Annotated in this window: 21 protein-coding genes, 1 tRNA gene and 1 pseudogene; 13 read left to right on the top strand and 10 right to left on the bottom strand. The window is 66.8% G+C overall.

Annotated elements, in window-relative coordinates; translation table 11 throughout:
• The 4 genes and pseudogenes from K7G19_RS16395 to K7G19_RS16410 all read left to right on the top strand — a co-directional run.
• Nucleotides 1-446 (top strand): annotated as a pseudogene (locus K7G19_RS16395) (allantoinase); the annotation flags it as partial.
• A 138-nt stretch (nt 447-584) separates the two neighbouring features.
• Nucleotides 585-1,067 (top strand): 2-oxo-4-hydroxy-4-carboxy-5-ureidoimidazoline decarboxylase, encoded by a 483-nt coding sequence (uraD, locus tag K7G19_RS16400; protein ID WP_149318040.1) that lies wholly within the window; start codon nt 585-587, stop codon nt 1,065-1,067.
• A 231-nt stretch (nt 1,068-1,298) separates the two neighbouring features.
• Nucleotides 1,299-2,363, top strand: a complete 1,065-nt coding sequence (locus tag K7G19_RS16405) for a porin (protein WP_226108196.1) — start codon at nt 1,299-1,301, stop codon at nt 2,361-2,363.
• A 270-nt stretch (nt 2,364-2,633) separates the two neighbouring features.
• The gene (locus K7G19_RS16410; protein WP_006576013.1) at nt 2,634-2,879 is read left to right on the top strand and encodes a hypothetical protein; all 246 of its coding nucleotides are present in this window, start codon (nt 2,634-2,636) and stop codon (nt 2,877-2,879) included.
• Nucleotides 2,880-3,111: 232 nt separating this feature from the next.
• Here K7G19_RS16410 and K7G19_RS16415 read toward each other — a convergent pair whose 3' ends face one another.
• Nucleotides 3,112-5,433: an NADP-dependent malic enzyme gene (locus tag K7G19_RS16415; protein ID WP_150084585.1), complete on the bottom strand. Its 2,322-nt coding sequence runs from the start codon at nt 5,431-5,433 to the stop codon at nt 3,112-3,114.
• 340 nt (nt 5,434-5,773) lie between these two features.
• A complete protein-coding gene (locus K7G19_RS16420; protein ID WP_150084589.1) occupies nt 5,774-6,394 on the bottom strand; it encodes a DUF4136 domain-containing protein in 621 nt (206 codons plus the stop codon).
• A gap of 464 nt (nt 6,395-6,858) precedes the next feature.
• Between K7G19_RS16420 and pepN the strand changes: the two genes are divergently transcribed.
• The 4 genes from pepN to K7G19_RS16440 all read left to right on the top strand — a co-directional run bounded on the left by pepN (nt 6,859) and on the right by K7G19_RS16440 (nt 11,795).
• Nucleotides 6,859-9,564, top strand: a complete 2,706-nt coding sequence (gene pepN / locus K7G19_RS16425) for an aminopeptidase N (RefSeq protein WP_226108197.1) — start codon at nt 6,859-6,861, stop codon at nt 9,562-9,564.
• A 240-nt stretch (nt 9,565-9,804) separates the two neighbouring features.
• Nucleotides 9,805-10,821 carry a class 1 fructose-bisphosphatase gene (locus K7G19_RS16430; RefSeq protein ID WP_149317977.1) on the top strand — a complete coding sequence of 339 codons (1,017 nt, stop codon included), beginning with the start codon at nt 9,805-9,807 and terminating at the stop codon, nt 10,819-10,821.
• 281 nt (nt 10,822-11,102) lie between these two features.
• Complete coding sequence (locus K7G19_RS16435) at nt 11,103-11,615, top strand: hypothetical protein (RefSeq protein ID WP_226108199.1); 513 nt, start codon at nt 11,103-11,105, stop codon at nt 11,613-11,615.
• A 104-nt stretch (nt 11,616-11,719) separates the two neighbouring features.
• A tRNA-Thr gene (locus K7G19_RS16440) sits at nt 11,720-11,795 on the top strand.
• Between the two features lie 113 nt (nt 11,796-11,908).
• Here the strand turns inward: K7G19_RS16440 and K7G19_RS16445 are convergent.
• Nucleotides 11,909-12,283: a hypothetical protein gene (locus K7G19_RS16445; RefSeq protein WP_226108201.1), complete on the bottom strand. Its 375-nt coding sequence runs from the start codon at nt 12,281-12,283 to the stop codon at nt 11,909-11,911.
• Nucleotides 12,280-13,890, bottom strand: a complete 1,611-nt coding sequence (locus K7G19_RS16450; RefSeq protein ID WP_226108203.1) for an FAD-dependent monooxygenase — start codon at nt 13,888-13,890, stop codon at nt 12,280-12,282. Before K7G19_RS16450 ends, K7G19_RS16445 begins: the two co-directional genes overlap by 4 nt.
• Nucleotides 13,891-13,997: 107 nt before the next feature.
• Between K7G19_RS16450 and K7G19_RS16455 the strand changes: the two genes are divergently transcribed.
• The 3 genes from K7G19_RS16455 (at nt 13,998) to K7G19_RS16465 (ending at nt 16,146) form a co-directional block, all read left to right on the top strand.
• Complete coding sequence (locus K7G19_RS16455; RefSeq protein ID WP_149317974.1) at nt 13,998-14,429, top strand: MarR family winged helix-turn-helix transcriptional regulator; 432 nt, start codon at nt 13,998-14,000, stop codon at nt 14,427-14,429.
• 113 nt (nt 14,430-14,542) lie between these two features.
• Nucleotides 14,543-14,971, top strand: a complete 429-nt coding sequence (locus K7G19_RS16460; RefSeq protein WP_150084580.1) for a hypothetical protein — start codon at nt 14,543-14,545, stop codon at nt 14,969-14,971.
• A gap of 206 nt (nt 14,972-15,177) precedes the next feature.
• Complete coding sequence (locus K7G19_RS16465) at nt 15,178-16,146, top strand: hypothetical protein (protein ID WP_226108204.1); 969 nt, start codon at nt 15,178-15,180, stop codon at nt 16,144-16,146.
• 55 nt (nt 16,147-16,201) lie between these two features.
• Here K7G19_RS16465 and K7G19_RS16470 read toward each other — a convergent pair whose 3' ends face one another.
• Nucleotides 16,202-17,710 carry a DUF342 domain-containing protein gene (locus tag K7G19_RS16470; protein ID WP_226108205.1) on the bottom strand — a complete coding sequence of 503 codons (1,509 nt, stop codon included), beginning with the start codon at nt 17,708-17,710 and terminating at the stop codon, nt 16,202-16,204.
• Between the two features lie 394 nt (nt 17,711-18,104).
• On the opposite strand from K7G19_RS16470, the gene K7G19_RS16475 reads away from it, so the two are divergent.
• Nucleotides 18,105-18,932, top strand: coding sequence for an SAM-dependent methyltransferase (locus K7G19_RS16475; protein ID WP_149317971.1), 828 nt, complete (start codon nt 18,105-18,107; stop codon nt 18,930-18,932).
• Nucleotides 18,933-19,061: 129 nt separating this feature from the next.
• On the opposite strand, the gene K7G19_RS16480 is transcribed toward K7G19_RS16475, so the two are convergent.
• The 4 genes from K7G19_RS16480 to K7G19_RS16495 form a co-directional block, all read right to left on the bottom strand.
• Nucleotides 19,062-19,622 (bottom strand): DUF1415 domain-containing protein, encoded by a 561-nt coding sequence (locus tag K7G19_RS16480; protein WP_226108206.1) that lies wholly within the window; start codon nt 19,620-19,622, stop codon nt 19,062-19,064.
• Nucleotides 19,623-19,625: 3 nt separating this feature from the next.
• A complete protein-coding gene (locus K7G19_RS16485) occupies nt 19,626-21,254 on the bottom strand; it encodes an NAD(P)/FAD-dependent oxidoreductase (RefSeq protein WP_226108207.1) in 1,629 nt (542 codons plus the stop codon).
• A gap of 116 nt (nt 21,255-21,370) precedes the next feature.
• The gene (locus K7G19_RS16490; RefSeq protein WP_149317968.1) at nt 21,371-22,351 is read right to left on the bottom strand and encodes a threo-3-hydroxy-L-aspartate ammonia-lyase; all 981 of its coding nucleotides are present in this window, start codon (nt 22,349-22,351) and stop codon (nt 21,371-21,373) included.
• 62 nt (nt 22,352-22,413) lie between these two features.
• On the bottom strand, nt 22,414-22,758 hold the full coding sequence (locus tag K7G19_RS16495; protein WP_226108208.1) for a hypothetical protein: 345 nt from the start codon (nt 22,756-22,758) through the stop codon (nt 22,414-22,416).
• A gap of 331 nt (nt 22,759-23,089) precedes the next feature.
• Here K7G19_RS16495 and K7G19_RS16500 point away from each other — a divergent pair, with 331 nt between their 5' ends.
• Nucleotides 23,090-24,550, top strand: coding sequence for a PLP-dependent aminotransferase family protein (locus K7G19_RS16500; RefSeq protein ID WP_226108209.1), 1,461 nt, complete (start codon nt 23,090-23,092; stop codon nt 24,548-24,550).
• Nucleotides 24,551-24,664: 114 nt separating this feature from the next.
• On the opposite strand, the gene lpxO is transcribed toward K7G19_RS16500, so the two are convergent.
• Nucleotides 24,665-25,567: a lipid A hydroxylase LpxO gene (gene lpxO, locus K7G19_RS16505; protein ID WP_149317965.1), complete on the bottom strand. Its 903-nt coding sequence runs from the start codon at nt 25,565-25,567 to the stop codon at nt 24,665-24,667.
• Nucleotides 25,568-25,663 lie beyond the last annotated feature (96 nt).

Here is a 25,663-nt window from a genome sequence, read left to right on the forward strand (position 1 = left end):
GCCCCAATACGCGGCGCCTGGTGGTCGAGCACGGCGGCTTCGTCTACGACTCGGACTACTACGGCGACGACCTGCCGTTCTGGACCGAGGTGCGGACGAGCAACGGCGAGACGAAGCCGCATCTGGTGGTGCCCTACACGCTGGACTCGAACGACATGCGCTTTGCCACGCCGCAGGGCTTCAACACCGGCGAGCAGTTCTTCCAGTACCTGAAGGACGCCTTCGACGTGCTGTACGCCGAGGGCGATCCGCAGGGGCTGAACCAGCCGAAGATGCTGTCGATCGGCATGCATTGCCGGCTGCTCGGCCGCCCTGGGCGCTTTCGCGCGCTGCAGCGTTTCCTGGACTACGTGCAGTCGCACGACAAGGTCTGGATCGCGCGCCGCATCGATATCGCGCGGCACTGGATCGAGACGCATCCGTACACGGCCAGTGCGCCGCGGTGATACGCCGCGGTGATACGCCGCGGTGATACGCCACGGCGGTGCGACACGGCAATGCCCCACCGCCATGCCCCTCTCCTGCGAACCCGAACCTGATAACCGAGTCCCGACGTGACCTACACCCTCTCCCAACTGAACGCGATGCCGTCCGCCGAATTCGTGCAGGCGCTGGGCGGCATCTATGAACACTCGCCCTGGGTCGCGGCCAGCGCCGCCGAGCAGCGTCCCTTCGCGGATCGCCAGGCGCTGGCCGCGGCGATGCGCGCCGCCGTCGACCAGGCCGGCGAAGCGGCCCAGCTCAAGCTGGTGCGCGCCCACCCGGAACTGGCCGGCAAGGCCGCGGTGCGCGGCGAGCTGACCGAGGAATCGACGCGCGAACAGAGCGGCGCCGGGCTGAATCAATGCACGCCGCAGGAGTTCGAACGGCTGCAGGCATTGAATGCCCGCTACAACGAGAAATTCGGCTTCCCGTTCATTCTGGCGGTACGCGGCTACGATCGCGCCGGCATCATCGACGAGTTCGCAAGACGCATCGAGAATTCGCCGGCCGATGAGTTGCAAACATGCATCAACCAGATCCATCGGATTGCCCAGTTCCGCCTCGACGACTTAGTATCCGGCTGAGTCGAAATTCCGCTCGCATGGAACATGCGCATGGAGCAAGACCGCGCATCGGGCAAGGCCCCGGCAAGGGATCGCCGGCGCCCTGCCCGATGACACGATGAACGGCGCCCGAAGCCAGCGCCGTCCGCCGCCTGCACCCCCGCCACCGATGCCGGCGGTCATACCAAAAAGAGAACCCGTCAGGGACCCAGTACACAACGTTCCAACAGGATCAAACCACGGAGGTCTTTCATGCAGAAGCAGTTCAAGTTGGCGGCACTGGCCGCGGCCCTTTTCAGCGGCGCGGCCATGGCGCAATCGAGCGTCACGCTCTACGGCCAGGTCGACATGTTCGTCGGCGCGGTCAAGAACCCGGGCACCGGCGAGCGCGCCTGGGTCGCCAATTCGGGTGGCATGCAAACGTCGTACTGGGGTATCAAGGGTGCCGAGGATCTGGGTGGCGGGCTCAAGGCGATCTTCGACCTGAACGGTTTCTATCGCACCGATAACGGCCGCACCGGCCGCTTCGACGGCGATGCGATGTTCAGCCGCAATGCCTATGTCGGGCTGCAGAGCGACCGCGTCGGTACGCTCAAGCTCGGCCGCAACACCACGCCGTATTTCATCTCGACCATCCTGTTCAACCCGCTGGTCGATTCGTACGTGTTCTCGCCGGCGATCTTCCACACCTATTTCACGGCCACCAATGGCACCGTGTTCGATCCGGGCATCATCGGCGATTCGGGCTGGAGCAATTCGCTGGTCTATTCGACGCCGACCTTCGGCGGCCTGACCGCGAACCTGATCTATTCGTTCGGCGAACAGGCGGGTGCCACCGGCCGCAACAAGTGGGGCGGCAACCTGATGTATTTCAACGGCCCGCTGGCCGCGACGGTGGCCTTCCAGCAGGTCAAGTTCAACAACGTGCCGGGCGATGTCACCTCGCCCGCGACGCTGGCGGGCTTCGACAAGCAGAACGCGGTGCTGGCCGGCCTGTCGTACGACTTCAAGGTGGTCAAGCTGTTCGCCCAGGGTCAGTACATCAAGAGCGACGTGACCAATGCCAGCGGCGACATCAAGCACACCAGCGGCCAGATCGGCGCCTCGGTGCCCATCGGCGCCGGCAGCCTGCTCGCTTCGTATGGCTATGCGAAGGCCGAGAACAATGTCGACGACTTCAAGCGCAACACGTTCGCGATCGCCTACGACTACAACCTGTCGAAGCGCACCGACGTGTATGCCGCCTACTTCTACGACAAGATCACCGGCGCCGAGCACGGCGATTCGTTCGGTGTCGGCATTCGCCACAAGTTCTGATGAGGGGCGGGCCTGAACGGCCCGCGTTTGCCCTCTCGCCTGCCCTCTCCGGCGGAGAGGGCAGCCCCTTCGCTGCGGCGCAATGCCGCAGCACCGCCCTCCTTCCCCGCACCCTTCCCTTTCTTCCCCGCTGCATCGCAACACCTTTTCCCTGCTGCCGCGGCGGGAATGACCGACTTCACCTCATAGGCTCATTCAATTGGCACGGCCCCGGACGAGTGCCTACATTGAACGTCCAGACCACGATTAGCCAAACGAGAGAGGTGACTCATGCGGCGATACGCAAAGACCCGGTCGGAGTTGATGGCGATCCTCAACCAGTGCCTCGATAACAATCCGGAATGCGGCGAGTGCGAATTGCATGCGGTACGCGTGCACCAGCCCGACCATACGGGATGCAATTGGAGCGCCGAGGTGGACTTTCCCCGTGCGGCCGAAGACAGCGTGTCGATGCAATTGCGCGCGGCGAAGTCGATCATCGTCGACATGCGCCAGCAGTACAACGTCTTGCAATAGCGCTGCCTTCGGCGCGACTTCAGCGATTACGCTGCTCCGCAACAGAGCACCGCGGCACCGAAATATCAAGCACCGGAATATCGAGCACCAAGTCGGCGATCACCAATACGACAGGCACCAATACGGCACCAGAACGACGATTGCAACACGCGACCGAATGTCGCAATGAAAAAAGCCGGGCACGCAGCCCGGCTTTTTGTTTGGATCGGCCACCGGCCGACCGTGCGTCGGATCAGCGCAGCGCGCCTGACTCCGCCACCGCCACCGCCGTCATATTGACGATGCGGCGAGTGGTTGCCTGCGGATTCAGGATGTGCACCGGCTTGGCCGCGCCCAGCAGGATCGGGCCCACCGTCACGCCCTGGCCGCCGGTGATCTTCAGCAGATTGAACGCGATATTGGCCGCGTCCAGCGTCGGCATCACCAGCAGATTGGCGGAGCCGGCCAGCTTGGTGCCGGGCAGGAAATGACGGCGCACGTCCTCGACCAGCGCCGCATCGCCCTGCATCTCGCCCTCGACTTCCAGCTCGGGCGCGATCTGGCTCAGGATCTCCTGCGCCGCGCGCATCTTGCGCGCCGAGGCGCGGTTCGACGAGCCGAACATCGAGTGCGACAGCAGCGCGACCTTCGGCGTCAGGCCGAAGCGGCGGATTTCCTCGGCGGCCAGCTGCGTGATCGCGGCCAGTTCGTCGGCGGTCGGGTCCTCGTTGACGAACGTGTCGGTGATGAACAGCGTGTACTTCTCCAGCATCAGCGCGTTCATCGCCGCCAGCACCTTGGCGCCGGGCTTCAGGCCGATCACGTCGCGCACATGCTCCAGATGCGCCTCGAAGCGGCCCACGGTGCCGCACAGCAGCGCATCGGCATCGCCCATGTGCATCAGCATCGTGCCGATCAGCGTGTTCGAGCGGCGCAGCGCGACCTTGGCCATGTCCGGCGTCACGCCATCGCGTCCGCGCAGCGCGTGGTAGGCCTCGTGATAGGCGCGATAGCGCGGATCGTCCTCGGGATTGACCAGTTCGAAATCGACGCCCGGCTTCAGGCGCAGGCCGGCCTTGTCGATGCGCATCTGGATCACGTGCGGACGGCCGATCAGGATCGGACGCGCCAGGCCTTCGTCGACCACGGTCTGCACCGCGCGCAGCACGCGCTCTTCCTCGCCCTCGGCATAGGCGACGCGCTTGGGCGCGGCCTTGGCGGCGGAGAACACCGGCTTCATGATCAGGCCGGTGTGGTAGACGTATTGCGTCAGCTGCTGGCGATAGGCCTCGAGGTCCTGGATCGGACGCGTGGCCACGCCCGACTCCTGCGCGGCGCGCGCGACCGCCGGCGCGATCTTCTCGATCAGGCGCTGGTCGAACGGCGTCGGGATGATGTAGTCGGGGCCGAACTTCAGTTCCTTGCCGGCGTAGGCGGCGGCCACCGCGTCGTTGGTCTCGGCCTCGGCCAGCTCGGCGATCGCCTTGACGCAGGCCAGCTTCATTTCCTCGGTGATCTTGGTCGCGCCGCAATCGAGCGCGCCGCGGAAGATGTACGGGAAGCAGAGGACGTTATTGACCTGGTTGGGATAGTCCGAACGGCCGGTGGCGATGATGCAGTCGGGGCGCGCGGCCTTGGCCACTTCCGGACGAATCTCGGGCTCGGGATTGGCCAGCGCCAGGATGATCGGCTTGTCGGCCATCGTCTTGACCATCTCGGCGGTCAGCACGCCGGCGGTCGAGCAGCCGAGGAACACGTCGGCGCCTTCGACGATGTCGGCCAGCGTGCGGGCCGAGGTGTCCTGCGCGTAGCGGGCCTTGTTGGCCTCCATGTTGGCGTCGCGGCCGACGAAGATCACGCCCTTCGAATCGACCACGTAGATGTTCTCGCGCTTGACGCCCAGGCTCACCATCGTGTCCAGGCACGCGATCGCCGCGGCGCCCGCGCCCGACACCGCCATCTTGACGCTGCCGATGTCCTTGCCGACCACCTTCAGGCCATTGAGCAGCGCCGCCGCCGAGATGATCGCGGTGCCGTGCTGGTCGTCGTGGAAGACGGGGATGTTCATCCGCTCGCGCAGCTTCTTCTCGATGTAGAAGCACTCGGGCGCCTTGATGTCCTCGAGGTTGACGCCGCCGAGCGTGGGCTCGAGCGCGGCGACGATCTCGACGATCTGGTCCGGGTCGCGCGCATCGAGTTCGATGTCGAACACGTCGATGCCGGCGAACTTCTTGAACAGGCAGCCCTTGCCTTCCATCACCGGCTTGCCGGCCAGCGGGCCGATGTCGCCCAGGCCCAGCACCGCGGTGCCGTTGGTGACCACCGCCACCAGGTTGCCGCGCGAGGTGTACTCCGCCGCGGTGGCGGGGTCCCTGGCGATTTCCTCGCAGGCATAGGCCACGCCCGGCGAATAGGCCAGCGACAGATCGCGCTGGTTCGACAGCGCCTTGGTCGCGGTCACCTGGATCTTGCCCTTGGTCGGGCTGCGGTGATATTCCAGCGCGGCGAGGCGCAGTTGCGCTTCAGGACTGTTGGGGGCGTGTTGCGGTGCGTCACCGCTGGTCTTGCTGCTCATGTCGCTCGTCCGGAAAGAGGCCCAACATGGCGCCGTGCGATGCCGGCAGATGCCGATCGAACAGCCAGGGCCGAAAAAATCGAGCAGCTATTCTAGCCCAGCCGCAGTGCGCGAGTCGCGCCGATGGCGCCCTGCAGGGCCGCAAATGCGGGGAATTTGCGGTTAAAGAGCTTTTACCGGAATAGCGTCAATGGCGAATGGAGCGGAAGAGGCGGATCGGTGCGAACCGGAGGCGAATGCGCCCTGCGCGATCCACCAGTAAAACAAGACGCCGGCATGCCTCCCTTGGCGAAGGCATGCCGGCGTCCATGCCGGCGCACCGGAACCGCGCCGTTTCGCGCTATCTCGCGTTCTTGTCGACCTCCAGCGTCACGCGCCGCGGCCGGCCGCTTTCCATCGGAAATTCCGCGAAGGCGCTGCGCACCAGATACGGCATCAGCCCCGGCATCGTGCTGCCTTCGCTCAAGTTCTGCGCGGTGACCTGGTAGACCCGCTTGTTGCCCGCGGCTTCGCGGATGAAGACGCGCAGGCTGGCCAGCGTGGCGGGCACGTCGCGGATCACCGTCTGCGGCGGCCAGTAGCCCGGGCCCCAGCCCCACGGCCCCCACGGGCGGTAGTAGCCGTACGGACCCCAGTAAGGGCCCCACGGGTACCAGGGATCGGGATAGTAGGTCTCGTGCACGCGCACCAGGCGCGGATCGGCATCGAAATCGAAGCTGACCAGATAGCGCGCCTGCGAGCGGGCCACCTGCGTGAAGCCGTGGCCGGCCAGCGCGTCGGCGATCCAGTTCTGATAGGTGGCGCGGTCCAGCTGCGCCTGCTGCTCCTGCTGGCCCTGGCCCTTCTCGGCCTCGAAGGCGTAGGTTCGCGGCGGATCGTTCTGCCAGCCGGGCTGGCGGAACGCCGTCACGTCGGTGGTCACGGTGCTGGCGCAGCCCGACAGCAGCAAGGCGCCGAGCATCGCGGCACCGGTCCATCGGGTCCACCATCGCGCCCAAGATCGTCCGGACCAGCCTGCCGGCGAGCCGGCGTTGCCGGCCCGCGCAGCTCCCTCACCGCGGCCGCCCACGGTGCCCAGCCATTGGCCCGCCCGTGCACAGGCCTTTCGCCATTGCCACATGATGTTCTTCCTTCTGTTCATGGTCCCGCCGATAGGGTGGTGCTGCCGACAGGGTGGTGCTGCCGACAGGGTGGTGCTGCCGACAGGGTGGTGCTGCCGACAGGGTGGCCCTGCCGCCAGGGCGCCGCCCGAGCGCACCTCGACGGATTGCGCGGGGGCGGTCGGCGGGCCGCCCTCTCGTTGCATCAGACCGGCCGCGTGCGCCGGAATTCCCTTGGCGCCATGCGGCCATGCCGTGCTTGGCTACAATGGATTACCCGGCGCCCGGCTCGCCCGACTCACCGCCTTCCAGGACAGGACCATCCATGCTCCGCACCGATACCCCCGTCACCGTCCACCGCAAGGACTATACCCCGCCCGCCTTCGCGATCGAACACGTCGACCTGGTGTTCGAACTGGATCCGCAGCGCACCGTGGTGACCAGCACGCTGCGCTTTGCCCGCCGCCAGGCCGGCGCGCCACTGGTGCTGGCGGGCGAGGCGCTCGAACTGCTCGGCGTCAGCGTCGACGGCCAGCCGCTCGCCGACTATCGCCAGGACGACGGCGGCCTGACGCTGAACGGGCTGCCCGAGCAAGGCACGCTGCAGATCGTCAGCGCCTGCCAGCCGGAGGCCAACACCACGCTGTCGGGCCTGTACGTCTCCAATGGCAACTTCTTCACGCAGTGCGAGGCCGAGGGCTTTCGCCGCATCACCTATTTCCTCGATCGTCCCGACGTGATGGCGACCTATCGCGTCACGCTGCGCGCGGACAAGGCCGCCTATCCAGTGCTGCTGTCCAACGGCAATCTGATCGGCGAACAAGAGCTGGACGGCGGCCGCCACGAGGCCGTGTGGGAAGACCCCTTCCCCAAGCCCTCCTATCTGTTCGCGATCGTCGCCGGCAAGCTGCAATGCATCGAGCAGCGCATCACCACCGGCTCGGGCAAGGAGAAGCTGCTGCAGGTCTGGGTCGAACCGCAGGACCTCGACAAGACGCAGCACGCGATGGATTCGCTGATCCATGCGATCCGCTGGGACGAGCAGCGCTTCGGGCTGGAGCTCGATCTGGACCGCTTCATGATCGTCGCCGTCGGCGACTTCAACATGGGCGCGATGGAGAACAAGGGCCTGAACATCTTCAACACCAAGTACGTGCTGGCCAATGCGGCGACCGCGACCGACACCGACTTCTTCAATATCGAATCGGTGGTCGGCCACGAGTACTTCCACAACTGGACCGGCAACCGCGTGACCTGCCGCGACTGGTTCCAGCTGTCGCTGAAGGAAGGGCTGACGGTGTTCCGCGACCAGGAATTCTCCGCCGACATGATGGCGCAGCAGGGCGCGGACGACGGCTCGGCCCGCGCGGTCAAGCGCATCGAGGACGTGCGCGTGCTGCGGCAGGTGCAGTTCCCCGAAGACGCCGGCCCGATGGCGCATCCGGTGCGGCCCGACAGCTACGAGGAGATCAACAACTTCTACACCGTGACGGTGTACGAGAAAGGCGCCGAGGTCGTGCGCATGTACCAGACCCTGCTGGGCCGCGACGGCTTCCGCAAGGGCATGGACCTGTATTTCCAGCGGCACGACGGCCAGGCGGTGACCTGCGACGACTTCCTCGCGGCGATGGCGGACGCCAACGGCCGCGACCTGACCCAGTTCGGCCGCTGGTACAGCCAGGCGGGCACGCCCGTGGTCGGCGTGCACACCGACTGGGACGCCGACCACGGGCGGCTCACGCTGACGCTGACGCAGCAATGCCCGAAGGTCGGCATCGAGACCCAGCCCGGCACGCCGGAAAAGCAGCCTTTCCATATCCCCTTCGCCCTCGGGCTGATCGGCGAGGACGGCAAGGACCTGCCGCTGCAGCTCGACGGCGAGGCCGCCGCGGGCGACACCACGCGCGTGCTGAACTTCACCGAGGCGCGGCAGACCTTCCGCTTCGTCAACCTGCCCAAGGGCCCGCGCGCGCCGCTGCCCTCGCTGCTGCGCAACTTCTCGGCGCCGGTGATCGTCGATGTCGACTACAGCGATGACGAGCTGACCTTCCTGCTCGCGCACGACAGCGATCCGTTCAACCGTTGGGAAGCCGGCCAGCGGCTGGCCACGCGCGCGCTGCTGAAGCTGGTCGCCGACGTGCAGGCCGGGCGTGAGCTCGAGCTGGACCACGCGCTGATCGGCGCGTTCCGCTCGGTGCTGACCGACACCTCGCTGAGCCCCGCGTTCCGCGAGCAGGCGCTGATGCTGCCGGCCGAGGCCTATCTGGCCGAGCGCATGGGCGTGGCCGACCCGGCGGCGATCCATCGCGCGCGGCAGTTCATGCGCGCCGGCCTCGCCCGCACGCTGCAGAGCGACTGGCTCGGGGCCTACGAGACCAGCGCGACCACCGGTCCGTATCGTCCCGACGCGGAGTCGGCTGGCAAGCGCGCGCTGCGCAATCTCGCGCTCGGCTATCTGGTCGAGGTCGGCGACGACGCGATGTATGCGCTGGCCGGCGAGCAGTATCAGCAGGCCGACAACATGACCGACCGCTTCGCCGCGCTGACCGCGCTGGTCAACAGCTTCGCGCCGGGCCGCGAGGCCGCGCTGGCCGACTTCTACCAGCGCTTCGAGCACGATCCGCTGGTGGTCGACAAATGGTTCTCGCTGCAGGGCATGCAACGCGGCGAAGTCGGCCCGCATGCGGGCAAGCGCACCATCGACACGGTGCGGGCGCTGATGCAGCATCCCGCCTTCACGCTGCGCAACCCCAACCGGGCGCGGGCGCTGATCTTCAGCTTCTGCTCGGGCAACCCGGCGCAGTTCCATGCCGAGGACGGTTCCGGCTACGAGTTCTGGGCCGAACAGGTGCTGGCGCTGGACGCCATCAACCCGCAGGTGGCGGCGCGCCTGGCGCGCGCGCTCGACCGCTGGCAGAAGTACACGCTGCCGCTGCGCGACAGGATGCGCGCCGCGCTGGAGCGGGTCGCCGCGGCCGACAAGCTGTCGCGCGACGTGCGCGAGATTGTCGGCAAGGCGCTGTCGGCTTGATGCGGTCCGCCGTGGCCGATGACGGTGCGGTTTGGGGGCGCAGCCGGGTGCCCGGTTTGGGGGCGCGGTTAGGCTCCCCGTTGGGGGCGTGGTTGGCGGCCTGCCAGGGTGCCCGCCGGAGGTCTCGGGCGGGTGCCAGTTGGGTGCGATAGCGAACCGGCCATCGCGGTCCCGGCCCACCGGCATCGGTGGGCCGCCCGCCCCGGCCTGTAGAATGGCGGCCATTCAAGGAGGAAACCCATGACTCGCATCAGCCTGACCCGCTATCTGGTCGAGGAACAACGCAAGCACAACACCATCCAGCCCGAATTGCGGCTGCTGATCGAGGTGGTCGCACGCGCGTGCAAGGCCATCTCCAACGCGGTCAGCAAGGGCGCGCTCGCCGGCGTGCTCGGCTCGGCCGGCACCGGCAACGTGCAAGGCGAAACCCAGCAGAAGCTGGACGTGATCGCCAACGAAGTGCTGCTCGACGCCAACGAATGGGGCGGCCACCTGGCCGCGATGGCGTCGGAGGAAATGGACTCGTTCTACGAGATCCCGAACCGCTATCCGAAGGGCGAATACCTGCTGCTGTTCGATCCGCTCGACGGCTCGTCGAACATCGACGTCAACGTGTCGATCGGCACCATCTTCTCGGTGCTGCATATGCCCAAGCCGGGCCAGACCGTCACCGAGAGCGACTTCCTGCAGCCGGGCACGCATCAGGTCGCGGCCGGCTACGCGGTGTACGGCCCGCAGACCACGCTGGTGCTGACCGTCGGCAACGGCGTCCATATGTTCACGCTGGACCGCGAGGCGGGCAGCTTCGTGCTGACGCAGTCGGACGTGAAGATCCCCGAGGACACCAAGGAATTCGCGATCAACATGTCCAACATGCGGCATTGGGCCCCGCCCGTGCGCCGCTACATCGACGAATGCCTGGCCGGCGAGGAAGGCCCGCGCGGCAAGAACTTCAACATGCGCTGGATCGCCTCGATGGTCGCCGACGTGCACCGCATCCTGACGCGCGGCGGCATCTTCATGTATCCGTGGGACAAGCGCGAGCCGGAGAAGCCGGGCAAGCTGCGCCTGATGTACGAGGCCAACCCGATGGCGATGCTGGTCGAACAGGCCGGCGGCGCGGCCACCAACGGCCATCAGCGGATCCTCGAGGTCCAGCCGGAAAAACTGCACCAGCGCGTGTCGGTGATCCTCGGCTCGAAGAACGAGGTCGAGCGCGTGACCGGCTATCACCGGGAAGCGCAGGCAGGCGGCTGATACGCCTGGCTGCACCGCGGCCGGCCGTTGCGCCTGCCTGCGGACCGGCCTTTGTGCCCGCACGGTGACCGGCCTCCGGGAGAGGCCGGTCTGATCCGGACCGGCTTCGACGTGCCCGTCCTCGCCTTGCCTCGCTGAATGGGAGCCAACCGCAGTGCGGTGGCTCCTTTTTCTTTGGGCAGCGCAAATCAGAATCCGCTCATTTCCCCCGCCTCGCCGCGTCCCTACCCTGCTGTTTTCTGCACCACACTCCTCCCCCAACAAGCAGCAAGGAAACCGCGATGGTCCCCCTCTCGGATGCCGGCGCCCGCTACGCCATCACCCCACCGATCAACCCGCCGGCCACCGCCATCACGCCGGCAAACCCGCCCTGCGGCGAGGCCCCGTTCGAACGCGCAGCCGTGCAGGCCCTCGCCATCCGGCTGCACGAGACGCTGGACGTCGCGCTGCATTACGGTCTGAGCGACGGCATCGACCTGCATGTCTGCGACCTGCGCCAGCTGGCCAACTGGGGCGTGCCGATCAGCGCCCAGGAGCGCGAGTTGTACTTCTATCCGTGGACCATCGACGCGTCGGACCCCGTCTTTCCGGTCACGCTGGTCCGCCTGCGCGAATTCGTCGCCGCGATCGACGCCATGCTCGCCACCCTGACACGGCCCGACGAGCCCATGCCCGCCCATCGCGCCGATGCCGCCAATCCCGCCAATCCCGCCAATCGCGCCGATGCCGCCAATCCCGCCAATCGCGCCGATCCCGCCAATACGGCCTCTCCCGCCGACCGCACCTTCGGCTGACCGGCGCCGACACGGGTGGTGAAAAAAGTGCGCCGAGGGGCTTCACAGCCGCCTGATCCGCTGCTATTATTGCGGGCTCTATCCGGTTCCAAACCGGTAGTGTTGCCGAAGTAGCTCAGTCGGTAGAGCAGCTCATTCGTAATGAGAAGGTCGGGGGTTCGATTCCTCTCTTCGGCACCAATGGATCCAAGCACAAAGCCCAACCCGCGCGGTTGGGCTTTGTCGTTTCTGGGGGCCCTGCGGCCACCATGCTCAACCCGATCCGGCGATCGCGGGTCTGTTGACGAAACCTGTCATGGTTCGCGAGCGCTCGTCGTGGCTGTCCGGATAACGATGATGCCCACCAAGAGCGTGATGACCAGCGCCGCATGGAACGCCTTGTCCTCCCACGTTTGCGGGCCGAAACCGAGTGCAATCGCAAAGGCGCCAACGAGTGTGCCCAGCAACGCGAAGCCTTGCGCACCGAATGCAATCCAACGTGCCCGCGAAGGGAGGATCAAGCAAGCCGCGAGGCCCAGAACCAGCACAGCTCCAATCACGCCTTCCGCGGTCGCGGCACGCGAATGCGCATAACCGGCGAACAGCACACCGGCATGGACCACAGAAGCCAGCGCGAAGAGCACGCACTCGCCGGCAAGGAAAAGAAGCATTGTCGTGCGGCGGTTCATCGGCGGCCGCCGCCTCGACGGTCTGCGCGGTGAAGCCCCATTCGGGCGAGAGCGTCGTTCAGCACGCCCCTGTCATTGGCTTCGCCGCACGGGGATCGCCACAGCACAAAGCCATCGGGACGAACGAGCACAGCACCGCTGCTGTCGAGGCCGTAGGCCGCCGGCCATCGGTCCTCGGGAATGAGCCCGCCGCCGGATGAGGAAAGCAGATGCAGATCGATCGGAATGCCAAATTCCTCCGTGACCGCCTCCGTAACCGCTCGCCACGCTGGTCGACTGCATAACAGGACAAGATTCCGGCCAAACAGGTCGTGCGTCGAAATCCGGTTCCCATCGCATTCGATCACGAGATGGGGCGCGCGCGTGCCGGGTTGGCCCGACAGTCCCGCCACGGGCTCGAACGGCCGATCGGGCGGCGGGCCCTCGAGCGACACGGCCCCGGCATCGTAGCGCTGGCCGAACACAACATCGTAGTCGTCGACCAGGGGAACCGGAGCGGGCAGGCGGCCCGCAGGATCCTGGAACCATTTCTGCAGACGGGAGAGCGCCTGCGCCAACGTGGCGGCGATTACCGGACGACGCTCCTGATCATAGGTACCGAGCAGCCTCTCGTCCGCCTCGCCACGGACGACCATGGCGAGCTTCCATGCAAGGTTATGGGCGTCGTGGATGCCCGAGTTGCCACCGAAAGCACCAGTCGACGGCATAAGGTGCGCGGCATCGCCTATCAGGAAGCCGCGGCCTTCACGAAAGCGGTCGGCAATGCAAGCGGCCACTTCCCATGACCGCGCGTCGACGAGATCCGCCTTGACGCCGGATCGCCCGGCGGCACGCTCGACCAGTTGGCGGCAGCAATGCGCATCGAACGATTCCGGCCGTTGGCCCTCTTCCGGAAAATATTGCAGTGCCAGCAGCCAACGTCCGCCTTCGCGAGGCGTCATGGTGCCGTTGAGATCGCTGACGAAGCAGGAGGTGAAGCGCTTCCCATTGAGTACCGGCGGCAGGTCGGTATCGAAGATGACGTTCATCCAATGCTGCAGCACACCGGGACCAGTGCGGCCGATACCGAGCTGGTCCCGCAGCGTTCCGTTTGCGCCGTCCGCACCGATCAGGTAGTCGGCGCCCACGGTCTCTTCCGCTCCGCTTGCCCGATGACGAATGCGGGCGTGAACCCGACGCTCGTCCTGCTCAAACGAGACGAACTCGGTGTTGAACCGTATGTCGGCACCAAACTGCTCGGCGCAATGCCGCAGAATCGGTTCGAGGACATGCTGGTCACAAGTCGCGGGCTGCGTGGGGCTGTATGGACTGGCGTCAGGCCAGGCCGGGCCGCTCCAATGGACATCGGGATCCGCGAGGTTCCTGGCTCGCGCAATGCCGCCGCCCTGCTGGTCGCCGGTGCGGCTGGCGCGTATTTCCGTCTCCAGGCCAAGGCCCCGAAAAATCTCCATGCTGCGCGGCGATATCCCGGCAAACTTGTATTGAATCGACGTATCCGGATGACGCTCAATGACCATGCAGCGCACGCCCTGACGGGCAAGAAGCGCGGCGGCCGTCAGGCCGGAGAGCCCGCCGCCGACGACAAGAACCGAAGTTTGCGTGCCCATGGAACCTCTCCTGGTTGACGCGCGCGAAGGCCTCCGCGCAAAACTTTCATTGACAAAAATATTTGACCAATCAAAATATGTCAACCTCCGCCAAACGACAGGGCAGCATGACGAAATCCCCCGACAGCAGCGGCGAACGCGCAGCCGAGGCGTGGCGCTCGATGTTTGAGTTCCTGATGCGCTCCGCGCCGCAGCGCTTGCGGACTCAGCAGGAGCACGGGCTCACGCCGAACGATTCCCGCGCGTTGTTTTCACTGGATGAAGACGGAAGACCCATCGGCGTGCTTGCCCGCGAATGGGGATGCGATCCATCGACCGCCACCTGGCTGGTCGACCGGTTGGAGCGTGCGGAACTGGCCGAGCGCATTCCTTCGCCTGACGACCGTCGCGTAAAACTCGTCCGCGCGACGAAGAAGGGCCTCGAGACCAAGACCGTGCTGATGGCGGCCTACCACCGTCCTCCAGCGGAAATGTCGAGCCTTTCGCCCCGCGAGTTGGACGAGTTGACCCGCATCTGCAGGAAGTTGTGCGGTCGCTGACGGGACGCCGATTCAAAGGGCCCTCCTGATTGCCCCGCCTTTCGGAATCCGCTCAACGCCAACCGCGCTGGCGCCGGATAAGCTCGAACCTCCTCCATCCGCTCGAGCTCGTCATGAATCCGATCACCCCTCACCGTCGGCCACAGGTATTTGCCTTTGCATCCATGCCCGAAGCCCCGCCCTCGCAGAACGTCGCGGCAATGCCCAAACACGGCGCGGACGACAACGGCCCGCCGGATTGCACCGCAGTGCGCGCGATGGCGATGCGATTGGACCAGGCGATTGGCAGCGCCGGCTCGAACGATCCCGATGCCTTCGTCACGCTCCGCGTCGCCGACCTGCGGCAAATGGACAGCTGGGGCGTCACGATTCACGGCGAAACGCTGCGAAGTTATTTCGACCTCGGCTCGATCGACGACGTGGAACAGCGCTATCCGGTAACGCTGGACGAAGCGCGATGGTTGCGGCGCGCTCTTGCGGCGTTGAATGATGGTCATTGCGCGTCCATCAATCGGAATCGGCGTTGGCGGCCGATGGCCTAGGAGCCGTGCCCCGGGCACCTGTTTCGTTGGAAGCGCGGCGCCCCTATCCCATCTACCTTTCGCCGGTCAACCCCACTTTGCGGCCCCCACTTTTGGGAAACGCCTTGTTAATATCCCGCGCGGCTTCGGCCGATAAAAACAACGGTGAATAACAAGGAAAAGAGATGAGAAATTGGACGGGATTTACCGCAGCGGTATTCGCGGCAATGGTGCTGAGCGGATGCGGCGGCGGCGGTGGGGATGATGGCGGCAACGACACGGGCTTCCAGCTGTCGGCCAGCCTGGACGGCACGCCGGTCAGTGGTTTTGCGCTGAAGGATGGTGGCACCACGACGCTCAATATCGAGTCGGGCCAGGAAGTGCGTCTGAGCGCCAGCAACGGCGTGACGTGGACGGCCAGCATGGAAAAGACCACGATCCAGCCCAAGAGCCAGAACAGCGCCGTGTGGGATGCCGTGCTGATCAGCCCGGAAGGCGGCACGGTGACGCTGGTGGCCAAGTCCGCTGCAGATGCGACCAGGCTTGCGACGATCCGTATCGAGGTGCCGCCGCACCGCTATGCGCGGGTGGCGGCCAAGGTCGGTGAAACCACCTTCTGGCGCGAGCAGGGAACGACTGTCGACGGATCCCAGATCGACGTCACCTATCGGGATACGACGGAAGCGGTCGATGCACAGGGTGGATTCACGATGAACCGCTATCGCATCGACGGCACGCTGACCGACACCTTCCTCAACGACGCCGACCGCAACCGTACGGCCCGCATTCGGGCAAGCAATCCAACCCAGACCTGCACGTTCACGCCGAAGCGCGAACATTTCCAATACCCGATGTTCGTCGGCAAGACCTGGACCTCGGGCTGGCAGTATCAGTGTGGCGCGTATCACGAAACCGCCGCCTTGCAAGCCAATGTGGAAGCCTTCGAGCAAGTCGCCGTCGGCAGCGACACGTTCGATACGCTGCGCATCAAGTATGACGTGGCCTTCACCAATTCGAACGACGGCACCCTGTCCAACGGCATCACCGGCAATGCTGCCTATCGGATGAACTACCGCTGCTGGTGGGCTACCGAACTTGGCCGCGCGGTCAAGTGCGAGTTCAACTACAGCTATGCCGGCATCGAGCCGGCCGGCCATATCCGACACTACGTGCAGACGGCAACGTCGCTGCAATAAGGCAAGCGCGGAAAGCCATCCACTCGATGAAAAACGGCGCCGCGGCGCCGTTTTTTTATTCCCGCACCACCCCGATCCCCTCGCCGACCAGCCGAAGTTCCACCTTCGGCATGTCCTCCATCACGCGCATGGCCTTCTGGCCGATGGTGACGCTGACCCCGCCGTGCACCTTCTTGCCGACCACCACGGCGGCGTCCGGGCGCGGGTGCAGCTGCTCGGTCAGCCTGGCCAGATGGGCGTCGGTGTCGAGCATGTCGCGCGTGTACTTGAACAGGGTGGCCCGCGCCTTCTCGCGCAGTTCCGGCGTGGCGCGCTCGGGGTTCTTGGCGAAGAAGGCCATCAGTTGCTGGATCTTGGCCTGCTCCTGTTCCTGCCGGCGCTTGTCCGCCTCGAGCGCGGCCTTTTCGGCGTCGGCATAGGGGTTCAGGCCGACGTGGATGGCGGTGGCGGTGCCGGCCGGCGCGCCAAGCGTGCCGGTGCGCACCGCATGCCAGGCGCGGCAGCGGCCGCCGGTGATATTGCCGCTGCCGACGGCTGGATCGCCCGCAGTGATGGTCTCGCCCGCGGCGACATCGCTCTGGCGAATGCCGCTGTCGACGGTGACCGTGGTGCCGGCTTCGACCACGGCGTTTTCGATGAAGCGGGCATGCACCGATCCCTTGCACTGGATCCGCGCGACGGCGCTGGCCGGATCGTGGGGTCCCTCGGACTTGCCGATGATGCCGCCGCTGACGACCACATTGCCGCCTGCCTCGACATGGGCGGCCTCGATGGTGCCGCCGACGATCACGTCGCCGGCCACGCGGACCGACATGCCGGTCTTGATATCGCCGCTGACGCGCAGCGTGCCTTCGAACGCAATGTTGCCGGAGTGCATGTCGACCGCGTCCACGGCGACGACCGGGTTGACGCTGACGCCGCGCGCGCGCACCGACGGCAAGCCCGCCACCGTCGCCACCAGCAGATTGGGGTCGTTTGCGTCCTGGGCCACGCCGTTCAGGCGTTCGGCGAACGGCGTGTCGGCGACCTCGGGAGCCGGCAACACGCGGCCGAACACGTCTTGCCCCGCGGTGCCCGGCACCGCCGGGATACGCCGCATCAGATGCGTGCCGGGCTGCACCAGCAACAGGTTGCCGAGGTCGCGCAGATCGATGCGGGCGCGGTCGTCCTCGGCGCCGCCGCGGCGCGGCTCGAGCAGGTTGATGAAGCGCGCCGGCGTGCCGCGCGTCGGCGCCGTGCCGTGCACGATCGGCAGATCATCGCAACGCCCCGCGGCGAAGGCCTCGGCCAGCGCCGGCTCGTCGACGGGCAGCTTGATGCCGCGCCCCGCCAGCACGATACGGACGTCGTTGGGCTGCACCGCGCGGCCGCCCTCCGGCGGCCATAGCGTCAGCCGCACCGTCAGCGAATCGGCATCGATGTCGATCTCGAAATAGCCGTCGACCAGCTCGCCGATCACCGCCTCGGCCGGCGCGCCATCGCGATGGCAGGTCAGCAGGAAGGCCGCGATAGCCTGCTCATCGAGCTTCGCTTGCGCCCAGCCCTGGGCCTCGAGGGCCGCCATCAAGGCAGCGCGATCGGGCGGCCCCCCGGCCCCATCGGCCCCATCGGCCCCATCGGCCCCATCGGCCCCATCGGCCCTACCGGCCCTATCGGCCTCCGCCGGCGGCTCGTACCGCGCCCGCACGGACTTGTCCGTGTTCTCCACCCACACCCGTACAACCGAAGCTGCTACGTCGCCCATCGCGTCCTCCAGCCGTCTGCCTTTGATTTATCGTTGTTGTCGGGGCGGCACCCGAGTCGGCATGCCGCCTGTCCGTCACCTACGGCGGATTTCGGCAAAACTTTAGGAAAATTTTTTCGGGACGCCTTCCGGTAAACTGTCGCCCTGCCCGCCCGGGCCCTCGCCGCTCCCCAGACGCGGCGCTTCGGGACCCGGGCCAACCCCGCCGTATCCCATGTCGAACACCCACGAAATCCGTCCCGGCCAGTCGATCGAGCTGCTCAAGGAACTCCATATCCTGACGCGCGACGGCAAGATGAACCAGGACAGCCGCCGCAAGCTGAAGCAGGTCTACCACCTCTATCAGTTCATCGAGCCGCTGCTGCAGGACCTCAAGCGCGACCATGCCGACCTGACGCTGGTCGACCATGGCGCCGGCAAGTCGTATCTCGGCTTCATCCTCTACGATCTGTTTTTCAAGACGCAGCAGGACCGCTCGCATATCTACGGCATCGAAACGCGCGAGGAGCTGGTGCGCTCGTCCACCGCGCTCGCCGAGCGGCTCGGTTTTCCGGGCATGTCGTTCCTGAACCTGTCGGTGGCGGAGTCGATCACCTCGGAGCGGCTACCCGCCACGGTCGACATGGTCACGGCGCTGCATGCCTGCAATACCGCGACCGACGACGCGATCCGCTTCGCGCTGACCAAGCGCGCCAAATACATCGTGGTGGTGCCCTGCTGCCAGGCCGAGGTCGCCGCCGTGCTGCGCAGGAACAAGTCAAAGACGCTGGGCAATCCGCTGACCGAGATCTGGCGCCATCCGCTGCATACGCGCGAATTCGGCAGCCAGGTCACCAACGTGCTGCGCTGCCTGCAGCTGGAAGCGCACGGCTATCAGGTCACGGTGACCGAGCTGGTCGGGTGGGAACACTCGATGAAGAACGAGCTGATCGTCGCCCAGTACAAGGACCTGCCGCGCCGGAGGCCGGCCGAGCGGCTGGCCCACGTCCTCGAAACGCTGGGGCTGGAGGAAATGCGCGAGCGGTTCTTCACGCCCGCCTGAGATTCACCGGGGCGCGCTCACTCGCATCTGGGATCTGGGCATCGCGCCTACTGTGTCGCAGTTGTTGCGTCACACATTGCGCCGCACCTGCCGCGCCGCACCTGCCGCGTCGCACCTGCCGCGTCGCACCTACTGCGGCTCGTCGCCCGCCATCCAGCGCCGCCAGCCTTCGTGGCCGAGCCGGCGCATGGTTTCCTCGTTGCGCTCGTAGATGTCCGCCGCGTCGGGAAAGGCCTCGACCGCGCGCGCGATGCTGTCTTCGCGCAGCAGATGCAGGATCGGATACGGCGCGCGGTTGGTGTAGTTCTCGATATCGTCGGCGTCGGTGCCGGCGAACTGGTATTGCGGGTGGAAGCTGGCGATCTGCAGCACGCCGGCCAGTCCGAGGCTGTCAAGCAGGCGTTCGGCCAGATAGAGGAAATCGTTGTAGTCGGCGAAGTCCGCCAGCATGTCGGGGACGATCAGCAGCGTGGTGTCGACGCGCGCGGGATCGGCCTGCGCCAACCCCTTCAGCTCGGCCTCCAGCGTGTCGAGCAGCGCCTCGGCATCGGTCGCCTCGCAGACCACGTAGCGGATCTGCTCCTTGACGTGGACGCTCTTGGCGAACGGGCACAGATTGAGCCCGATCACGGCCCGCGTCAGCCAGTGGCGCGTGGCGTCGAGGATCGCCTGCTGCTGCGACGGCGCCATCGCTCAGGCCGCCTTGCCGACCCGGCTGACGATATCGAGGGCGACCGCCTCGGCGACCTCGATACCGTCGATCGCCGCGGAATAGATGCCGCCCGCGTAGCCGGCGCCTTCGCCCGCGGGGTAGAGGCCCGCGACATTGATGCTCTGGTAGTCGTCCTTGCGGCGGATGCGCAGCGGCGACGAGGTCCGCGTCTCGACGCCGGTCAGCACGGCGTCGTCCATCGCGAAGCCCGGCACCTGGCGCTCGAACGCCGGCAGCGCCTCGCGAATCGCCTCGATCACGTAGTCGGGCAGCGCGGTGCTCAGATCGGTCGGCGTCACGCCCGGCTTGTACGACGGCTCGACGGTGCCCAGCGCGGTCGACGGCCGCCGCGCCAGGAAGTCACCCACCAGCTGGCCCGGCGCGCAGTAGTTGCGCCCGCCCAGTTCGAAGGCGCGTTCCTCCCAATGGCGCTGGAAGTCGATCCCGGCCAGCGGTCCGCCCGGATAGTCGTCGGGCGTGATGCCGACGACGATGCCGGCATTGGCATTGCGCTCGGCGCGCTTGTACTGGCTCATGCCGTTGGTCACCACACGCCCCGGCTCGGAAGCGGCCGCCACCACGGTGCCGCCCGGGCACATGCAGAAGCTGTACACCGAACGGCCGTTGCTGCAGTGGTGGACGATCTTGTAGTCGGCCGCGCCCAGCAGCTTGTTGCCGGCGAACTTGCCGAAGCGGCTGCGGTTGATCATGCCCTGCGGATGTTCGATGCGGAAACCCAGCGAGAACGGCTTGGCCTCCATGAACACGCCGCGGCGGTACAGCATCTCGAAGGTGTCGCGCGCGCTGTGGCCCACGGCCAGCACGACCTGCTCGCACGGCAGATAGTCGCCATTGGACAGCTGCAGTCCGCGCACGCGGCCGCCATCGATGTCGATGTCGTCGACGCGCGTGCCGAAGCGGATCTCGCCGCCGAGCGCGAAGATCTCGGCGCGGATGTTCTCCACCATCTTGACCAGCCGGAACGTGCCGATGTGCGGCCGCGCCTTGAACAGGATGTCCTCCGGCGCGCCGGCCTTGACGAACTCGTGCAGCACCTTGCGGCCGTAGTGCTTCGGGTCCTTGATCTGGCTGTAGAGCTTGCCGTCCGAGAAGGTGCCGGCGCCGCCCTCGCCGAACTGCACGTTGGACTCGGGATTGAGCACGCTCTTGCGCCACAGCCCGAAGGTGTCGCGGGTGCGCTCGCGCACTTCCTTGCCGCGCTCCAGGATGATCGGGCGGAAGCCCATCTGCGCGAGGATCAGCCCGGCCAGCAGACCGCACGGGCCCATGCCGATCACCACCGGACGCGGCGTCGTCGCATGCTGCGGCGCCTGCGCGACGAAGCGGTACGTCATGTCCGGCGTCACGCTCCAGTTCGGCTTGCCGGCCATGCGCTTGCGCGCCGCCTCCTCGTCCCTTACCTCGATATCGACGATGTAGGTCAGCTTGATATCGGAACGCTTGCGCGCGTCGTGCGCGCGGCGGAACACGGTGAAGGACACCATGCCGTCGCCCTTGACCCCGATCTCGATCAGCCGCGCACGGACGGCGGCCTCCAGGTCACTTTCTGAATGGTCGAGGGGGAGCTTGAGTTCACTGAGGCGTAGCATGGGGGGCAATGTATTCGGCGGCCGAACGGCGGGTCCGATGGCCGGACCGCAATTCTAAAGCCTTTCGGCCGCGGCGGCCCCTTGCGGCGGCCGCCGCGCCCCGCCCCGGAAGATCGTCAGTCCTGCGCCGGCACCTGCCCCAGCAGCGCGGCGTAGCGCGCCATGTCGACATTGCCGCCGGACAGGATGATGCCGACCCGCTTGCCGGCGATCGGCGCCTTGCCCGCGAAGGCCGCGGCGGCGCCGAGGCAGCCGGTGGGCTCGACCACCAGCTTCATGCGGCCGGCAAAGAAGCGCATCGCCTCCACCAGCTGGGCATCGCTGACCGTGACGATGTCGTCGACCAGCTGCTGCAGCACCGGGAAGGTGTAGTGGCCCAGATGCTGGGTCTGCGCGCCGTCCGCGATGGTGTCCGGCGTGCGGATCTCGACGATGCGTCCGGCGCGCAGGCTCTGCTGGCCGTCGTTGCCCGCTTCCGGCTCGACGCCGATGATCTTGCAGCCGGGATGCATGGCCCGCGCGGCCACTGCGCTGCCCGACAGCAGCCCGCCGCCGCCCAGCGGCACCAGCAGCACGTCGAGCGGGCCGGCCTGCTCGAACAATTCCTTGGCGGCGGTGCCCTGCCCGGCCATCACGTGCGGATGGTCGAACGGCGGGATCAGCGTCAGCCCCTGCTCGCGGGCCAGCCGTTGGCTGATTTCCTGGCGGTCCTCGGTATAGCGGTCGTACAGCACGACTTCGCCGCCATAGCCGCGCGTCGCGGCGATCTTGGCCGCGGGCGCGTCCTTGGGCATCACGATCACCGCGCGGGTGCCGAACAGCCGCGCCGACAGCGCGATCGCCTGCGCGTGGTTGCCCGAAGAAAACGCCGCGACACCGGCGGCGCGCTGCTCGGGCGACAGCTGCGCGATCGCGTTGTAGCCGCCGCGAAACTTGAAGGCGCCCATGCGCTGCAGGTTCTCGCACTTGAAGAACAGCCGCGCGCCGGTCTGCGCGTCGGCGGTGGCCGAAGTCAGCACCGGCGTATGGTGCGCGACGCCACTGATGCGGCGATGCGCCTCCACGACATCGGTGAACGAGATGGCCAATTGCGTCATGGGACAGCACTCCTTGCAGGGAAAGACGTACGAACTTCGAAGGGAAAGGTGTCGGCTCGGCTTCAATGCGCGAGGCGCCGGCGGCGCCAGCCGGAAAGTATGCGCGCGATACGGGTCCGCGAGAATACCCGGGCACGCTGGCGCAGCCGCACCGCGGTATCGCGCCGCGCTCGCAGGGTGAACCACCCGGAGCGGGACAGCGCGACCACGCTGCCCGGCGGCAGCGGCCGCCGCGGCCAGTGCAGCGTCTCGGCCAGCAGCAGCGGCGGCTCGATCAGTTCCACGTCGCCATCGGCGACATGCAGCTCGGTGCCGGCTTTGGCATGGAAGGCGAACGATTGCCCGGCGCGCAGCGTCAGCGCGCGGTGCAGGTAGATGGGATGGGGCAGCAGGGAGAGGATGGACATGATGGCCTCGGCAGGTTCGGCTGCGTCTGCGTGTCACCGACACAGCGGTAAAGACCGGCCGGTATCGGGAGTGCCGCGATCAGTACCGCGATCAGTACCGCGATCAGTACCGCGATCAGTACCGCGATCAGTGGCGCGATCAGTGGCGCGGTCAGTGCCGCAAGTCAGCGCAGCAATCGAATGAACGCAGAGTACCGGCCGCCGTCGCGGCGCGGCAGGCACACCGCACCGGAACGGACAGCAGAACAGAGCCCCATCCTTCGCTCTGTTACGATACGGCCGAAACTTTTCTGTATCTGTTGCGCATCGGCCGGATGCGCCACCATGCCGCATGGACTCCGCCCCGCTGTACCGCCAACTCGCCGGCCACTATCGGCAAGCCATCGCCGCGGGCACGCTGCTGCCGGGCGAGCGGATGCCCTCGATACGGGCCCTGATGGAGCGCCACGGCGTCAGCCTGTCGACCGCGCTGCAGGCGTGCCGGGAGATGGAGGCGCAAGGGCTGCTCGAAGCGCGTCCGCGCTCCGGCTACTTCGTGCGGCCGCCGGCGCCGCAGGGCACGCCGATCGCCGAACCCTCGGCCTCGCTGCCCGATCCCGCGCAGTACGTCGGCATCCACGCCCGTATCTCGGCCATCATCGCGCGCGGCCGTCGGTATCCCGACGCGGTCAATCTGGCCGGCGCCTGCGCGCCGCCCGAGCTCTATCCGGTCGAAGCGTTGCGCCAGGCAGCCGGCCGTGCGCTGCGCCGCCATCCCAATCTGCTGGGCAGCGCGGTCGAGCCCGACGGGCATCCGGCACTGCGCGCCGCGCTGGCGCGCCAGGCACTTCAGGCCCGCATGACGCTGGCCCCCGAGCAGATCGCCATCACGCACGGCTGCACCGAAGCGCTGAACCTGGCCTTGCGCGCGGTCGCCGGCCCGGGCGATGTCATTGCGGTCGAATCGCCGACCTATTACGGGCTGCTGCAGATCCTCGAAAGTCTGGGCATGCGCGCGCTCGAAGTCCCGTGCAGTCCGCAGACCGGCCTGTCGCTGGAAGCGCTGGAGCTGGCGGCGCAGACCTACGACAACATTCGGGCGGTGGTGGTGGTGCCGAACCTGCAGAATCCGCAGGGCAGCATCATGCCGGACGCGAACAAGGCCCGGCTGGTGCAATGGTGCGAGGCGCGCGGCATCGCGCTGATCGAGGATGACTGCTTCTCCACGCTGGCCGACGACGATGCGCCGCTGGCCGCCGCCAAGGCGTGGGACCGCAGCGGCAACGTGATCTACTGCGCGTCGCTGCACAAGAATCTGGCGCCCGGCATGCGGCTGGGCTGGATTGCCGCCGGCAAATGGCAGGCTCGGGTCGAGATGCTGAAGTTCAGCCAGTCGCGGCCAAATGAGCTGCTGTCGCAGATCGCCGTGGCCGAACTGATGGCATCGGGCGATGTCGACCGGCACCTGCGACGCCTGCGCGCGCGGCTGCGCCATCAGCGGCATTGGGCCGCCGAGACGATCGCGGCGCTGTTTCCGGCCGGCACGCGGCTGTCGGCGCCGCAGGGCGGCATGCATCTATGGGTGGAATTGCCGGACCGGCTGTCGTCGGAGGCGGTGTTCGAGCAGGCGCTCGAGGCCGGCGTGCGGGTGATGCCCGGCGTGGTATTTTCCAACTCGAGCCGCTTCGACCATTGCCTGCGGATCAATATCGGCGCGCCCCGCTCCACCGCACTGGAACAGGCGTATCGGAAGCTGGCCGGCGTGGTGGCCCGGGTGGTGGCGCAGGGGGTGGCGCGACCGGAGCCGCGCTAGCGGGAGGGGTGGAACGCGGTGCCGGGGGCACCGCGTCCGTGCAGTCCGTGCAGCGATGGCATGCAGACCTGTTGCAGGGCTGTTCCAGGCTTTAAGGCCTGCAAGCCTGCCGACTTACAGGAACACGATCAGCGCAACACCGGCGGCGATCAGGCCGAACTTGACCACGTAATAGACCTGGCGGTTCCACGCCTTCAGGCGACGGCGATACTGCCCGCCCAGCCAGACGATGCGGAACAGCTTGTTGATCATGCCGGTCTGGTCGTTCTCGTCGTTGGGCGAACTGGCCGCGCTCATGACCTTGCGGCCCAGCCAGCGGTTGACCTTGCCGGCCCAGCCATAGCGCATCGGCCGCTCGATGTCGCAGAACAGGATCAGCCGGTTCTGGTCGCTGCGGTTCTCGGCCCAGTGCAGATAGGTCTCGTCGAACACCACGCCCTGCCCATCGCGCCAGCTGTGCCGCTCGCCGTCGACCTCGATGAAGCAGCGATCGTCGTTCGGCGTCGCCAGCCCGAGGTGGTAGCGCAGCGAACCGGCAAAGGGATCGCGGTGGGGATTGAGCTTGCCGCCCGGCGGCAGCTCGGCGAACATCGCGGCCTTGACGAACGGCAACTCACGCAGCAGCGCGACCGTGCGCGGGCACAGTTGCTCGGCCGACGGGTGATGCGCCTCGTACCACTTCAGGTAGAAGCGCTTCCAGCCGTATTTGAAGAAGGAATTGAAGCCGGCGTCGTCGTTCTTCTCGGCGGCCTTGATCTTGCGCATCGCGGCCAGCGCCAGCCCCTCGTCGCGGATCTCGGGCCAGGCGGCGCGCAGCTTCTCCAGCTCCGGGAAGCGCTCCACCGGGATGTACGGCGTGCGTGGGACGCCCGAGAAGGCGTACATGAAGCAATTGACCGGCGCCACCAGCGCCGAATGATCCAGCAGCTGCCGCCAGATACGCAGGCGCACCTTGCCGCGGAAATGCACATACAGAATCGCGCCGAGATAGGCCGCGACAATGATCCACTTGACCACCTCGAACTCTCCCTGAACTGCCTCGTGCGAGCCTGCCGCCGTGCGGGCGAAGGCACACGATGAGGTATGAAGGACCGTAGTTTACCTAAACGGCAG

The sequence above is a fragment of the Cupriavidus sp. DB3 genome (assembly GCF_020418465.1).
GTDB lineage: Bacteria > Pseudomonadota > Gammaproteobacteria > Burkholderiales > Burkholderiaceae > Cupriavidus > Cupriavidus cauae.

Coding starts and splice junctions, on each gene's coding strand:
- K7G19_RS16460 (WP_150084580.1), top strand. CDS start 14,543: ATGAATCCGATCACCCCTCACCGTCGGCCACAGGTATTTGCCTTTGCA.
- uraD (WP_149318040.1), top strand. CDS start 585: ATGCCGTCCGCCGAATTCGTGCAGGCGCTGGGCGGCATCTATGAACAC.
- K7G19_RS16470 (WP_226108205.1), bottom strand. CDS start 17,710: ATGGCGGCCCTCGAGGCCCAGGGCTGGGCGCAAGCGAAGCTCGATGAG.
- K7G19_RS16410 (WP_006576013.1), top strand. CDS start 2,634: ATGCGGCGATACGCAAAGACCCGGTCGGAGTTGATGGCGATCCTCAAC.
- K7G19_RS16405 (WP_226108196.1), top strand. CDS start 1,299: ATGCAGAAGCAGTTCAAGTTGGCGGCACTGGCCGCGGCCCTTTTCAGC.
- K7G19_RS16450 (WP_226108203.1), bottom strand. CDS start 13,890: ATGGGCACGCAAACTTCGGTTCTTGTCGTCGGCGGCGGGCTCTCCGGC.
- K7G19_RS16500 (WP_226108209.1), top strand. CDS start 23,090: ATGGACTCCGCCCCGCTGTACCGCCAACTCGCCGGCCACTATCGGCAA.
- K7G19_RS16420 (WP_150084589.1), bottom strand. CDS start 6,394: ATGCTCGGCGCCTTGCTGCTGTCGGGCTGCGCCAGCACCGTGACCACC.
- K7G19_RS16475 (WP_149317971.1), top strand. CDS start 18,105: ATGTCGAACACCCACGAAATCCGTCCCGGCCAGTCGATCGAGCTGCTC.
- K7G19_RS16435 (WP_226108199.1), top strand. CDS start 11,103: ATGGTCCCCCTCTCGGATGCCGGCGCCCGCTACGCCATCACCCCACCG.
- K7G19_RS16415 (WP_150084585.1), bottom strand. CDS start 5,433: ATGAGCAGCAAGACCAGCGGTGACGCACCGCAACACGCCCCCAACAGT.
- K7G19_RS16490 (WP_149317968.1), bottom strand. CDS start 22,351: ATGACGCAATTGGCCATCTCGTTCACCGATGTCGTGGAGGCGCATCGC.
- K7G19_RS16485 (WP_226108207.1), bottom strand. CDS start 21,254: ATGCTACGCCTCAGTGAACTCAAGCTCCCCCTCGACCATTCAGAAAGT.
- pepN (WP_226108197.1), top strand. CDS start 6,859: ATGCTCCGCACCGATACCCCCGTCACCGTCCACCGCAAGGACTATACC.
- K7G19_RS16465 (WP_226108204.1), top strand. CDS start 15,178: ATGGTGCTGAGCGGATGCGGCGGCGGCGGTGGGGATGATGGCGGCAAC.
- K7G19_RS16430 (WP_149317977.1), top strand. CDS start 9,805: ATGACTCGCATCAGCCTGACCCGCTATCTGGTCGAGGAACAACGCAAG.
- K7G19_RS16480 (WP_226108206.1), bottom strand. CDS start 19,622: ATGGCGCCGTCGCAGCAGCAGGCGATCCTCGACGCCACGCGCCACTGG.
- K7G19_RS16455 (WP_149317974.1), top strand. CDS start 13,998: ATGACGAAATCCCCCGACAGCAGCGGCGAACGCGCAGCCGAGGCGTGG.
- K7G19_RS16495 (WP_226108208.1), bottom strand. CDS start 22,758: ATGTCCATCCTCTCCCTGCTGCCCCATCCCATCTACCTGCACCGCGCG.
- K7G19_RS16445 (WP_226108201.1), bottom strand. CDS start 12,283: ATGAACCGCCGCACGACAATGCTTCTTTTCCTTGCCGGCGAGTGCGTG.